The sequence below is a fragment of the Prescottella soli genome (genome assembly GCF_040024445.1).
GTDB lineage: Bacteria > Actinomycetota > Actinomycetes > Mycobacteriales > Mycobacteriaceae > Prescottella > Prescottella soli.
This window is the reverse complement of the sequence record NZ_CP157276.1, coordinates 2,700,774-2,713,047: the sequence shown is the minus strand read 5'-3', so window position 1 is coordinate 2,713,047 and position 12,274 is coordinate 2,700,774. Positions and strand designations below refer to the sequence as shown.

General features: G+C 68.7%; 12 protein-coding genes. 4 read left to right on the top strand and 8 right to left on the bottom strand.

The annotated features are described in order from the left end of the window. Nucleotides 1-2 precede the first annotated feature (2 nt). Genes ABI214_RS12780 through rfbA form a run of 3 tightly spaced genes read right to left on the bottom strand, consistent with a single transcriptional unit; the run spans nt 3 to nt 2,609 of the window. A complete protein-coding gene (locus ABI214_RS12780) occupies nt 3-1,130 on the bottom strand; it encodes a S1C family serine protease (protein WP_408587373.1) in 1,128 nt (375 codons plus the stop codon). 4 nt (nt 1,131-1,134) lie between these two features. Then, nucleotides 1,135-1,731, bottom strand: coding sequence for a dTDP-4-dehydrorhamnose 3,5-epimerase family protein (locus ABI214_RS12775; protein WP_348611034.1), 597 nt, complete (start codon nt 1,729-1,731; stop codon nt 1,135-1,137). Between the two features lie 2 nt (nt 1,732-1,733). After that, nucleotides 1,734-2,609 (bottom strand): glucose-1-phosphate thymidylyltransferase RfbA, encoded by an 876-nt coding sequence (rfbA, locus tag ABI214_RS12770; RefSeq protein ID WP_348611031.1) that lies wholly within the window; start codon nt 2,607-2,609, stop codon nt 1,734-1,736. Between the two features lie 169 nt (nt 2,610-2,778). Between rfbA and ABI214_RS12765 the strand changes: the two genes are divergently transcribed. From ABI214_RS12765 to ABI214_RS12750, 4 genes are all read left to right on the top strand, one after another. Continuing rightward, nucleotides 2,779-4,158 (top strand): MFS transporter, encoded by a 1,380-nt coding sequence (locus tag ABI214_RS12765; protein WP_348611028.1) that lies wholly within the window; start codon nt 2,779-2,781, stop codon nt 4,156-4,158. 53 nt (nt 4,159-4,211) lie between these two features. Beyond that, nucleotides 4,212-5,207, top strand: coding sequence for a dTDP-glucose 4,6-dehydratase (gene rfbB, locus ABI214_RS12760; protein WP_348611025.1), 996 nt, complete (start codon nt 4,212-4,214; stop codon nt 5,205-5,207). Nucleotides 5,208-5,323: 116 nt separating this feature from the next. Next, nucleotides 5,324-5,962, top strand: coding sequence for a pentapeptide repeat-containing protein (locus tag ABI214_RS12755; RefSeq protein ID WP_348611022.1), 639 nt, complete (start codon nt 5,324-5,326; stop codon nt 5,960-5,962). 117 nt (nt 5,963-6,079) lie between these two features. After that, entirely contained in the window at nt 6,080-7,969 is a 1,890-nt protein-coding gene (locus ABI214_RS12750) for a glycosyltransferase (protein WP_348611019.1), read from the top strand. A gap of 12 nt (nt 7,970-7,981) precedes the next feature. Here the strand turns inward: ABI214_RS12750 and ABI214_RS12745 are convergent, their stop codons facing one another. The 5 genes from ABI214_RS12745 to ABI214_RS12725 all read right to left on the bottom strand — a co-directional run bounded on the left by ABI214_RS12745 (nt 7,982) and on the right by ABI214_RS12725 (nt 12,210). Then, nucleotides 7,982-8,842 (bottom strand): class I SAM-dependent methyltransferase, encoded by an 861-nt coding sequence (locus ABI214_RS12745; RefSeq protein WP_348611017.1) that lies wholly within the window; start codon nt 8,840-8,842, stop codon nt 7,982-7,984. A 126-nt stretch (nt 8,843-8,968) separates the two neighbouring features. After that, on the bottom strand, nt 8,969-9,859 hold the full coding sequence (glfT1, locus tag ABI214_RS12740) for a galactofuranosyltransferase GlfT1 (protein ID WP_348611014.1): 891 nt from the start codon (nt 9,857-9,859) through the stop codon (nt 8,969-8,971). Continuing rightward, a complete protein-coding gene (gene wzt, locus ABI214_RS12735) occupies nt 9,856-10,677 on the bottom strand; it encodes a galactan export ABC transporter ATP-binding subunit Wzt/RfbE (protein ID WP_348611011.1) in 822 nt (273 codons plus the stop codon). Before wzt ends, glfT1 begins: the two co-directional genes overlap by 4 nt. Before the next feature lie 12 nt (nt 10,678-10,689). Further along, nucleotides 10,690-11,571, bottom strand: a complete 882-nt coding sequence (gene wzm / locus ABI214_RS12730) for a galactan export ABC transporter permease subunit Wzm/RfbD (protein ID WP_348611008.1) — start codon at nt 11,569-11,571, stop codon at nt 10,690-10,692. A 54-nt stretch (nt 11,572-11,625) separates the two neighbouring features. Continuing rightward, nucleotides 11,626-12,210 carry a bacterial proteasome activator family protein gene (locus ABI214_RS12725; RefSeq protein WP_348611005.1) on the bottom strand — a complete coding sequence of 195 codons (585 nt, stop codon included), beginning with the start codon at nt 12,208-12,210 and terminating at the stop codon, nt 11,626-11,628. Between the last annotated feature and the right edge of the window lie 64 nt (nt 12,211-12,274).

Genomic DNA, 12,274 nt, shown 5'->3' with positions numbered 1-12,274 from the left:
CGTCAGCGCGGCGGACCCTCCTGCAGTACCAGCGAACCCGATCGCTCCGCGCCGGCGGCGTCGATCCAGCGCAGGCGCACCTGGTCGCCGGGGTGCAGCGTGACCATCCGCAGGTTCAGGTCCGCGGACGAGTGGATGGGGACGCCGTCGAACTCGACGATCACGTCCCCGCGCGCGAGCCCGACGCCCTCGGCGGGGCTGCGGTAGCCGACGACGGTCACCTCCGCGCCGTCCCGGGTCCCGGTCTGTTGGCCGCGGTGATCGCGCACGCTCACCCCGAGCAGCGGTGTCGGCCCGATGTGCACGGTGTCGGAGGCGCGGCCCGACAGCACCTGCTCCACCAGGCTCATCGCGGCGTCGATGGGGATCGCGTACGCCTTGGGTGCGGGTTCGGGCGTGACGCCCGGTTCGACCGCGTTCCCGGCGCTGTTGACCCCCACGACGTCGCCGACCGCGTCGACGAGCGGGCCGCCGGAGTCGCCCGGTCGGACGTTCGCGTCCACCTCGATGAGGTTCGACAGTTCGTTGCGGGAGCCGTCGACGGAGTTGCGGGTCATGACCGTCACCCCGACCCGGGTGACCGCGCCGGGCGCGGAGACCGGCACCCCGCCGCCCTCGGCGTTCCCGACGGCGGTGACGGGCTCGCCGACCCGGACCGACTCCGACGATCCCAGCTGCGCCGCCGGCAGATTCGCGGCGCCGGGCAGTCGTAGCACCGCGAGGTCGCGCGAGCCGTCGTAGCCGAGGACCTCGACGGCGTACGCGGACCGGTCGCGCATGCTGGTCGCCGCGATCTCCATGCCGCCGTCGACGACGTGGTGGTTGGTGAGCACGATCGCGTCCGAACCGTGGGGGCTGCGCGGGCCCAGCACGATCCCGGTTCCCGCCGTCGTCCCGAGCGCGGAGCGGGTAGTGATTGTCACGATCGTCGGGACGACGCGGTTCGAGAGTTCCTCGGGCGCCAACGGAACGGGTGGCGCGGGTGGCGGGGGAGCCGGTGCGACGACGGCGGTCGTGGGCGCCGGGGTGCCCAGTGTGCCCCTTTGCAGAGGAACCGACAGGAGCGCGAGGCCCGCGGCCGCCAGCACTGCGATCGCAGCGCTCACGCGGCGCACCCCCGTCGCTCTCATCGGCTCAGTCGGTTCCCTCCCGGTACACCGGCAGCAGGCCGGCGTCGAGCGCCTGCCGCAGGGTCGGCGCCGCCAGGTCCTTGTCGGACAGCGCCCACTGCAGTGGGGTGCCGTCGCGTCCGACCACGGGCCAGTCGATACCGATCCCCGGGTCCAGCGGGCTCACCTCGTGCTCGCGTTCGGGGTTGTAGCCCGTCGAGCACAGGTACATCACCGTCGAGCCGTCCTCGAGCGAGAGGAATGCGTGCCCCAGGCCCTCGGAGACGAAGATCGCGCGGCGGTCGACGTCGTCGAGCAGCACCGAGTCCCACTGCCCGAACGTCGGCGACCCTGCCCGCAGGTCGACGACGACGTCGAGCACCGCGCCCTTGGCGCAGGTCACGTACTTGGCCTGCCCGGGCGGAACGTCGGCGAAGTGGATCCCGCGCAGCACGCCGGCCGCGGACACCGAACAGTTGGCCTGCTGCAGGTCGAGTGTGCGACCGACGGCGTCGGAGAAGCCGGGCTCCTTGAACCACTCCAGGAACACCCCGCGGTGATCGCCGAACTGGCGGGGCGTGATCTCCCACGCTCCCGGAACCTTCAACTCCCGATAGTCCATGGTCACCATTCTCTGCCGCGCTCGAGCAGCCCCAGCAGGTACGTGCCGTAGCCGGACTTGACCAGCGGTTCGGCCCGTTCCCGCAGTTCGTCGTCGGTGATGAACCCGCGCCGCCACGCGACCTCCTCCGGAACACCGATCTTGAGGCCCTGCCGCTGCTCGATGGTGCGGACGTAGTTCGACGCGTCCAGCAGCGAGTCGAACGTGCCGGTGTCGAGCCAGGCGGTGCCGCGTGGCAGCACCTCCACCTGCAGTCGACCGGCCTCGAGATACGTCCGGTTCACGTCGGTGATCTCGTACTCACCGCGCGCCGACGGCTTCAGGTCCCGCGCGATGGAGACGACGTCGTTGTCGTAGAAGTACAGACCCGGGACCGCGTAGTTCGATCGCGGCGCCGCTGGTTTCTCCTCGAGGGAGATCGCGGTGCCCGCGTCGTCGAACTCGATGACGCCGTACGCACCCGGGTCGGACACCCAGTAGCCGAACACCGCGCCGCCCTTGACGTCGTGGAATCGGGTGAGCGTGGTGCCCAGGCCCGGGCCGTAGAAGATGTTGTCGCCCAGCACGAGCGCCACGGAATCCGAGCGGATGTGATCGGCACCCAGCACGAACGCCTGTGCAAGACCGTTCGGTTCGCGCTGCACCTGGTAGCTCAGCGAGATGCCGAACCGGGAGCCGTCTCCCAGCAGATTCCGGAACTGGTCGGCGTCCCCCGGCGTCGTGATGATCAGGATGTCGCGGATCCCGGCGAGCATCAGCGTCGAGAGCGGGTAGTAGATCATCGGCTTGTCGTAGACCGGTACCAGCTGTTTGCTCACGCCCAGCGTGATCGGGTGCAGCCGGCTGCCCGTTCCACCGGCCAGAATGATTCCGCGCATGTAGTGCAGTGTTTCACGTGGAGCGGCCGAATCAGGGGGAGTCCGCCGACGTATGCGGCCTCGCCGCGGTGCTCGTCCCATGCAGAGTCGCGTATGTCCCGTTAGCGTCGGAAACGACCGATGACCACAGACCTGCCCTGGGCAGCTCCCGTCAGAAGGGGCCATACGAATGCAGGAATCGACGTACGGTCCCGATCGCGTGGCGGTGGACGACTCCACCGGGTCGGGCGAGGATGTGGACCGTTGCACGTTGCGCAAAGCCATCGCCGGTTCGGCGATGGGTAATGCGACCGAGTGGTTCGACTACGGCGTGTACGCCACGACGGCCACCTACCTGACCCAGAGCTTCTTCCCCGGACACCTCGGCTCGATCGGAACGATGCTCGGCTTCGCGATCTCGTTCGTCCTGCGCCCGTTGGGTGGCATCATCTGGGGCCCGCTGGGCGACCGGCTGGGCCGCAAGGCCGTGCTGGCGACCACGATTCTGCTGATGTCGGGTGCGACGGCGCTGATCGCCGCGATCCCGTCGTACGCGTCGATCGGCATCGCCGCACCGCTCCTGCTGATCCTGCTGCGTGTGGTGCAGGGCTTCTCCACCGGCGGCGAGTACGGCGGCGCAGCCACCTTCATGGCCGAGTACGCACCCGACGACAAGCGCGGCCGGTACGGCAGCTTCCTCGAGTTCGGCACCCTCGGCGGGTTCGCCGCCGGCACCGCCGTGGTGATGCTGTGCGAGTTGCTGCTGTCCGACGACGCCATGGCGTCGTGGGGCTGGCGGATCCCGTTCCTGATCGCGCTGCCCCTCGGCCTGGTCGGCTGGTTCCTGCGCAGCAGACTCGACGAGTCACCGGTGTTCGACGAGGTGGACGCGCAGGGCGACAGCCAGGACTCGATCCTGGGTGGGCTGTCCGATCTGCTGAAGAACTACTGGCGGCCGATTCTGATCCTGACGGGCATGGTCGTGGCGCTGAACGTGGTCAACTACACGCTGCTCACCTATCAGCCGACCTACCTCGAAACGACTCTGGGGCTGAGCACCCAGTCCACGACCATCGTCGTCCTCGCCGGCGAACTGGTGATGATGGCCTGCATCCCGTTCTTCGGCCGCTGGTCCGACTCCCTCGGACGCAAGCCGATGTGGTGGGCATCGCTGATCGGGCTGCTGATCGCCGCGGTGCCGATGTACTGGCTGATGGCGCAGGGCTTCGGTTGGGCGCTGTTCGCCTTCGCGGTCCTCGGTCTGCTCTACCTGCCGCAGCTGGCGACCATCTCCGCGACGTTCCCGGCCATGTTCCCGACGCAGGTCCGTTACGCCGGATTCGCGATCGGCTACAACGTCTCGACGGCGGTGTTCGGTGGCACGGCCCCGCTCGTGAACGACGCGGTCATCCACGCCACCGGGTGGAACCTCTTTCCCGCCGTCTACATGATGGGTGCCTGCATCATCGGGCTGGTGTCGGTTGCCTTCCTGCGGGAGACGGCCGGGGTGTCCCTCCGTGGCACCGCCGTTCCGGGTGAGGAGACGGAGCCGGAACCGGCGCCGGCGTGATCGGACGGCACTATCGGCGGGTCGATCGGACGCCCGTCGGTAGTCTCCCCGGTATGAGGCTGCTCGTCACCGGCGGCGCCGGGTTCATCGGCGCCAACTTCGTCCACCAGACCGTCGCGGAACGGCCCGACGTCCGGGTCACGGTCCTCGACGCGTTGACGTACGCCGGCAACAGGGCGTCGCTGGACGCCGTTGCCGACCGGATTGACTTCGTGCACGGCGACATCGCCGACGCCGACGTGGTGAATCGTCTGGTCGCCGACGCCGACGCCGTCGTGCACTTCGCGGCCGAGTCGCACAACGACAACTCGCTGGCCGACCCGTGGCCGTTCGTGCGCACCAACGTCGTGGGCACGTACACGCTGCTGCAGGCCGTCCGCGATCACGACGTGCGCTACCACCACATCTCCACCGACGAGGTGTACGGCGACCTCGAGCTGGACGACCCGGCCCGGTTCACCGAGTCCACCGCCTACAACCCGTCGAGCCCGTACTCGTCGACGAAGGCGTCGAGCGACATGCTGGTGCGGGCCTGGACGCGGTCGTTCGGGATCCGCGCGACGCTGTCGAACTGCTCCAACAACTACGGCCCCTTCCAGCACGTCGAGAAGTTCATTCCCCGCCAGATCACGAACCTGCTCGACGGGGTCCGGCCCAAGCTGTACGGGCAGGGCCGCAACGTGCGGGACTGGATCCACGTCGACGACCACAACCGCGCGGTCTGGACGGTTCTCGAGCGAGGCCGGACTGGGGAGACGTACCTGATCGGCGCGGACGGCGAGGTCGACAACCGCACGGTCATCGCGATGCTGCTCGAGATCTTCGGCAAGGACCCGGACGACTTCGACTTCGTCGCCGACCGGCCCGGGCACGATCTGCGTTACGCGATCGACTCGACGCGGCTGCGCACCGAACTGGGGTGGGAGCCGCGCTACCGCGATTTCCGCAGCGGGCTCGAGGCCACCGTCGAGTGGTACCGGGACAACGAGCAGTGGTGGCGTCCGGCGAAGTCGGGCACCGAGGCCGGGTACGCGCGCACCGGTCAGTAGACACAGTCGGGTCGAAGCCCGTAATCCGGCCACGTCGGTCTCGCATTCGCGGTAGCGTGACCGGCATTCGTGTCGGGATCTGTTGCTCGGGGACTCGCACCGGAGGAGGCGCTCGTATGGGCGGCGGACCGCAGAACAGCTCGCACCGCTTTCGCACCGCACGCCGGGCATTGGTCGTCGTGCCCGCGTTCACGGCACTGACCATCGGGTTCGTCGGAAATGCCGCCGCCGACCCCGCCGCGGGCGGCTCGCCCCAGCAGTCGTGTTCGCCGATCCGAGTCGAAGGGCTGCTCGCCAACGTCACCGACGCGGTGCTGCCGGGCGTCGTGCTGCCGCTGCCGTGTCAGGACGCGGTCGGTATCGGCTACGTCGGCTCCGCCGACCTGGGGGCCGGCGCGATCGGGGCCGCCGTCGTGGCCGGGCTGGGCAGTCTGGCCCTGGCCACCGCCGACTGGAGCAGCATCGACTTCAACAACAACGGCCCGAACAACACGGGCTCGTACAACACCGGATCGGCCAACACCGGCTCCGACAACATCGGGTGGGCCAACACCGGTTCGGCCAACGTCGGGTCGGCGAACACCGGTTCCGGCAACGTCGGGTCGGCGAACACCGGTTCCGGCAACGTCGGGTCGGCGAACACCGGCTCGACCAATCTGGGCTCGATGAACACCGGCTCGGCGACCTACGGCTCGATGAAGACGGGCATCGGATCGCTGGCAGCGGGTTCGCTAGGCATCGGAACGCTGAGCTGAGGTCGCGGTCACCCCGACGCTCCTCGACGCAGGAGGGGAAGGGTCCGGGTTGATACCCTTCCGACTCGGGTGGGCACTGCGTTCCGCCGCGAATGTCGGGATATGGCGAGGAGCACAATGAGCGAGTCGGCGTCGGTTGCGCCTGTGAACGGGAACGCAGCGACTGCTCGCGGCGCAGTCCACGAGCAGCGGTCCCCGGGACGACTCGTGGTGCAGCGAGGTGTCTTCTCCGGTCCCACGCCGCGAGTCAAGGACAGCATGTACGCCCGGATCACGTCGGGTTCCGGGCACCGCGAACGGTTCGCGCTGCACCTCGACAAGGGCGCGGTCGCGGACACCGACGCCTACTTCGGCCGTTTCGCGGCCGCCTACTACCAGCGCTGGACCACCGTCGACCAGGTCGAGGTCCGGTTCGACCACGCCGCGACCGGCCGCGGCCGCGCCCTGCTGTGCGCGTCCGATTCGGGCGGCAACGTGCGCGTCCTCGAGACCGTCGACGTCGACGGAGACGGCACCGCGACGATGTCCGCGACGCTCGACGCGTACCTCGACGGCGGCTCGCTCTGGCTGCAGTTCGCCGCGATCGACGGCCGGCTCGAGGTCCGCGATCTGGAGTGGACGGTCGCGGCCCCGTCGGTGATCCGCCCCGCCGCCATCGCCATCTGCACGTTCAACCGCGCCGACGACTGCGCGCAGACGGTCGCGGCCATCGCCGGCGACGAGCACATGACCGCCGGTATCGACGCGGTCTACGTCGTCGACCAGGGCACCGACCACGTCTCCGACCGTGAGCTGTTCGCCGAGGTCGCGAAGACGCTGGGCGACAAGCTCGTCTACATCCGCCAGCCCAATCTCGGTGGCGCGGGCGGTTTCACCCGCGGCATCTACGAGGTGTCGGCGGTCAACGAGCACGCCAATGTGATCCTGATGGACGACGACATCCTGTGCGAGCCGGAGACGGTGCTGCGGATGAACGCGTTCGCGAACGTCACCACGGAACCGATGCTCGTCGGCGCGCAGATGCTGTACCTGATGAACCCGCAGAACCTGCACGTCGGTGCGGAGGAAGCGGACCTGTCGAAGATCAAGGCCGGCGAGTGGGCGGCCAATTCCCTGCACGACGCCAACATGATCAAGCGGCGTCAGAACAAGCGCGTCGATGCCGGATACAACGCCTGGTGGTCCTGCCTGATCCCCGGCGAGGTGATCTCGCGGATCGGCCTTCCCCTCCCCGTGTTCTTCCAGTGGGACGACATCGAGTACGGAATTCGTGCTCGGGCAGCGGGATTCATCACGGTCACCCTTCCGAACGCCGGCGTGTGGCACGCGGACTTCCACTGGAAGGACCGCGACGACTGGGCCAAGTACTTCAGCGTGCGGAACTCGCTGATCGCGTCCGCGCTGCACAGCGACTTCGACACGAAGGCGCTCAGCGTGACCATGGGTCGCGAGATCTCCCAGTTCCTGGTGTCGATGCAGTACGGCCTCGCGCACACGATGCTCCGCGGCATCGAGGACTTCCTCTTCGGGCCCGAGGTGCTCGAGGACGGCGGCCAGGCGGTCCTCGGCGCGATCCGTCAGGAACGGTCCCGCTTCCCCGAGACGGTCAAGCATCCCGCCGACGCCATCCCCGACATCCGGTCCGCGGACCTGGTCACGCGGATCGCCGGCCCCGAGCCGGACAAGGACCGCGAGGACCTGGTCCTGGCCAAGCGTGCCGCGATGCAGTGGCTGGGCCGCACGCAGCACGGAATCGCGAGCATCCCTGCGTCGGAGTCGCATTGGTGGCACGTCTCGCTGTTCGACCACGCCGTCGTGACCGATGCGTCGCAGTCGGGCGTGCGGGTGCGCCGCCGCGACAAGGATGCCGCGAAGGAGATCACCGCCCGGATGGCGAAGGTGCTCAAGCAGTTCCGGGAACAGGGTTCGGACGTCCAGCGCCGGTACCGTGAGGCCGTGCCGCGTCTGACCAGCCGGGAGAACTGGGAACGCCTCTACGAGAAGTGATCCGTTGCAGGGTCATTCACGCAGGCGGACCACGACCTGTTCGTGGTTCGCGGTGTACGCGAGGTAGTCGAACTCGATTCCGGTGCGGGTGACGAACTCGGTCCACGCGCGGTGCTCGTGGTTCTGCCAGCCCGGGTAGTTGAAGTACTCGTCGAACACGAGCACCGAGCCGGGGACCAGGCGGTCGCCGATGAGATCGAGCACCGTGCGGGTCGAGGAGTACAGGTCGGCGTCGAGGTGTGCGAACGCCACCGGGCCGGGGTGGTCGGCGAGGAAGCCGGGCAGCGTGTCCTCGAACAGGCCCGACACGAGCTGCGTGCCGGGCACCGACGGCATCGACTGCTGCGCGAACTCGCCCGCCGGGAACCCGGTGCGCCACGCCTCCGGCAGGCCCGACCACACGTCGAACCCCCACACCTCGTGGCCGGTGGGACATAGTGATTCGGCGATGATCCGCAGCGTCGTGCCGGTCGCGACGCCGAACTCGAGGGCCAGGCCGTCGACCTTCACCAGCTCGAGCCCGTGCCGCAGTGTCTCGTGCGGGTGCCAGAACACCGGGGCCGTCGGCATGTGATCGACCGCGAACTGCGCGCTCTCGGCGCTGGCGCGGATGTCGAGCGCGTGCGAGATGTCGCGTCGGGTGCGCTGCTCGAGCTCGTCGAGACGTTCGCTGACAGCCGCCACCTGCCCCCGTGCCTGCGTCAGTTCGTCGAGCAGCCGCTTCATCTCGCCGTTGTTCGCGGCGAGCTCGGCCAGCAGCTGGTCGTGCCGGTTCTCCTGCTCGATCCGCGACTGGCGATCGGAGTCGCGGATCACCTCCGCGACCGCCCGCTGCACCTTGAGCCGCGCAGACTTCCGGAATCGATCGAACATGCGTGTGGTTCCCCTGTCGCGTGTGAACGTCGAGTCCGCTCCCATGCTGCCAGGCTTCGACGGTCGGTGCCGGGATGAAACCTGGGGTGAGTCGAGCCGGGCGGAAGAAGGGGAGGCGGCTCTCGCCTACGAGGGCCGCTCGAACCGCTCCCGCCGCCCGAGGCCACGCAAACGCATCCACTCGACGAAACCCTTGGGGTCGCGACGGCTGACGAGGAAGTACCAACCGAAGCGCGCGTACTCCTGCGGCAGCAGCTTCCGCATCCCCGGCTGCGACATCAGGTAGCCGCGGTTGCGGTAGGTGAAGAAGCGTTTGGTCTCGTTGTCCGGGTACTGCGTGTGCATCCGACCGCCGAGGATCGGCTTGAACTCGTCGGCGCCGTCGGGGTGCAGGTACGCGGTCTGCAGGCACGTGCCGAACGGCAGCCCGGAGCGGACCAGTCGCCGGTGCACCTCGACCTCGTCGCCGCGGACGAACAGGCGCAGGTCCGGCACGCCGACGGTGTCGATCGCCGCGGCCGAGAACAGCGCGCCGTTGAACAGCGACGCGATGCCGGGCAGCAGGTCGTCGTCGCCCAACTCGGAACGCCACCGCTTCCATTCGACGCCGCGGCGCAGCGGGAACGCGAGCCGGTCGGGCTGGTCGATGTCGCACACGACGGGGGAGACCTCGGCCAGGTTGTGCCGCTTCGCACACGCCAGCAGCGTCGCGAGCACGTCGGTGCCCTCGGGGCGGCCGTCGTCGTCGGCGCACCACACCCAGTCCGCGCCCAGCGACAGCGCGTAGAGGATGCCGAGCGCGAAACCGCCGGCGCCGCCGAGGTTGTGCTTGGAGCCCAGGTACGTGGTGGGGACGTCGGCTGTCTCGACGAGCGCGCGGACCTCGGGCTCGTCGGCGTTGTCGACGACGACGAGGTGGTCGAGCGGCCGGCTCTGCCCGGCGAGCACCTTCAGCGATTGGGCGAGCAGCTCGCGGCGCTTGTGGGTGACGACGACGCCGACGATGCGTTCGGTCACGAAGCCTTCTCCTCGCCGGCGCGCTCGCGCTCCATGTCCGCGATGGTCTGGCGGACGTGGTCGGCGGCGTCGTCGCCCTCGTAGGCGCGGACGACGTCCTCGATCTCGCCGTGCATCCGCACCTGACCGTGGTCGATCCACATCGCGCTGTCGCACAGCTGCGCCAGGAACTCGTTGGAGTGGCTGGCGAACACGAGGATGCCGGAGCGCTCCACCAGCTTCTGCAGGCGGATGCGGGCCTTCTTCATAAACTCGGCGTCGACGGCGCCGATGCCCTCGTCGAGCAGCAGGATCTCGGGGTCGATGCTGGTGACCACGCCCATCGCGACGCGCACCCGCATACCGGTCGAGTAGGTGCGCAGCGGCATGTTCAGATACTCGCCGAGCTCGGTGAAGTCGGCGATCTCATCCATCTTCGCGAGCATCTGCTTGCGGGTCTGCCCCAGGAACAGACCGCGAATGATGATGTTCTCGTACCCGGAGATCTCCGGGTCCATGCCGACACCCAGATCGAAGACCGGCGCGACGCGGCCGCGGACGCGCGCGCTGCCGCGGGTCGGCTCGTAGATGCCCGACAGCAGTCGCAGCAGCGTCGACTTGCCGGCGCCGTTGTGGCCGACCAGTCCGACGCGGTCGCCCTCCTTGAGCGACATCGTGATGTCGCGCAGCGCCTCGACCACGATGACGTCGGAGTCGGTGCGACCGATCGCGCCACCGGCTTTGCCCATGAAAGCCTTCTTCAGCGACCGCGACTTGGCGTCGAAGATGGGGAAGTCGACGCACGCACCGCGCGTCTCGATGCTCACGTTGCTCGTCATGTCGGTGTCCCCCTAGACCCAGTAGGCCACGCGGGCCCGGTACTTGCGAAGAGCGAAGATCGCGGCGGTCCAGCCGACGACGGTGAAGCCGAGCACGATGTACCAGTGGTAGGCCTGCTGGTCCGCGCCGGTCATGGGCGCGCGGATGATGTCGAGGAAGTGGTACAGCGGATTGAGCTCGGCGATCCTCGCGCGGTTGGCCACCTCGCCGCCCTGCGCCTTGAGCGCGTCGGTGGACCAGAAGATCGGGGTGAGCACGAACAGCAGCAGCGTCAGGCTGCCGAGGATCGGGGCGATGTCGCGGTATCGGGTGGCGAAGATGCCGAACACGATCGACACCCACAGCGCGTTGAGAACGATCAGGCCGAACGCCGGGATCGCCGCCAGCGACGTCCACGTCATGTGTCGCCACACCCCGAACGCGAACACCATGATCACGTAGATCAGCAGGTTGTGGGCGAAGAACAGGATCTGCCGCCACACCAGGCGGTAGATGTGCACGCTGAGCGCCGACGGCAACTGCTTGATCAGGCCCTCGTTGGCGATGAACACCTCGGAGCCCTCGAGGATCGACGCGCTGATCATGCTCCACACGATCAGGCCGACCGTGACGTACGGCAGGAACGTCTGAATCGACATGCCCAGCAGCGCCGAGTACAGGATGCCCATCGCGGTGGCCTGCACGCCGGTGGCGATCGTGATCCAGAACGGACCGATCACCGACCGGCGGTACCGCTGCTTGATGTCCTGCCAGCCGAGATTCAGCCACAGCTCACGCTGCGCGAAACCGTCCCGCAGGTCCTGGAACGCGCGACGGAACGTCTGCGAATCGGACACGACGTCGCCGGTGTCGGCGTCGGACGCCGGCTGGTGATCCAAGGCTGCTGCTGACACGAGTTCCGAGCCTACCGCTCGCGGTGGAGTCGTCCGCGGGACCGTGGTGTGCGGCTACAGGTACTGGCCGGTTCCCGGCGACGCGGAATCGTCGTCGGCCGCCTGCACGCGGTGCTGTGGTCCCATGCTCATCCCGGGTGGGAGGGCACCCTGGCGCATCTGCTCGAGCTGGGCGCGGGCCGCCATCTGCTGCGCGAACAGTGCCGTCTGGATGCCGTGGAACAGGCCCTCGAGCCACCCGACCAGCTGCGCCTGCGCGATCCGCAGCTCGGCGTCGCTGGGCACCGAGTCGTCGGTGAACGGGAGCGTGAGCCGCTCGAGTTCCTCCCGCAGCTCGGGCGCCAGGCCCTGCTCCAGCTCGCGCACCGACGACTTGTGGATCTCCCTGAGCCGCGTGCGGCTCGCGTCGTCGAGCGGCGCGGCGCGCACCTCCTCGAGCAGCTGCTTGATCATCGTGCCGATGCGCATGACCTTCGCCGGCTGCTCCACCATGTCGGTGAGCGCGTCCTGAGCGTCCTGCTCGGATTCGGTGCCGGCCGCAGCCTGGCCGCCGTCGGCGCGGTCGCCACCGTGGCCGATGGGGACAGGGTGGCCGTCGGGTCCGATCACGAGCACGCGTTCGTTCTCCGGTTGCGTCATGGCTCCATCTTGTACGTTTCGGCGCCGGATTGCCGAGGGTGGGCGACCGAGCCGGAAAACGGCG

Bases quoted from the DNA above. Each gene is read 5' to 3' on its own strand.
- ABI214_RS12725 (WP_348611005.1), bottom strand. From the start codon at position 12,210: ATGACGCAACCGGAGAACGAACGCGTGCTCGTGATCGGACCCGACGGC.
- rfbB (WP_348611025.1), top strand. From the start codon at position 4,212: ATGAGGCTGCTCGTCACCGGCGGCGCCGGGTTCATCGGCGCCAACTTC.
- ABI214_RS12780 (WP_408587373.1), bottom strand. From the start codon at position 1,130: ATGAGAGCGACGGGGGTGCGCCGCGTGAGCGCTGCGATCGCAGTGCTG.
- wzt (WP_348611011.1), bottom strand. From the start codon at position 10,677: ATGACGAGCAACGTGAGCATCGAGACGCGCGGTGCGTGCGTCGACTTC.
- ABI214_RS12755 (WP_348611022.1), top strand. From the start codon at position 5,324: ATGGGCGGCGGACCGCAGAACAGCTCGCACCGCTTTCGCACCGCACGC.
- ABI214_RS12750 (WP_348611019.1), top strand. From the start codon at position 6,080: ATGAGCGAGTCGGCGTCGGTTGCGCCTGTGAACGGGAACGCAGCGACT.
- ABI214_RS12745 (WP_348611017.1), bottom strand. From the start codon at position 8,842: ATGTTCGATCGATTCCGGAAGTCTGCGCGGCTCAAGGTGCAGCGGGCG.
- ABI214_RS12775 (WP_348611034.1), bottom strand. From the start codon at position 1,731: ATGGACTATCGGGAGTTGAAGGTTCCGGGAGCGTGGGAGATCACGCCC.
- ABI214_RS12765 (WP_348611028.1), top strand. From the start codon at position 2,779: ATGCAGGAATCGACGTACGGTCCCGATCGCGTGGCGGTGGACGACTCC.
- rfbA (WP_348611031.1), bottom strand. From the start codon at position 2,609: ATGCGCGGAATCATTCTGGCCGGTGGAACGGGCAGCCGGCTGCACCCG.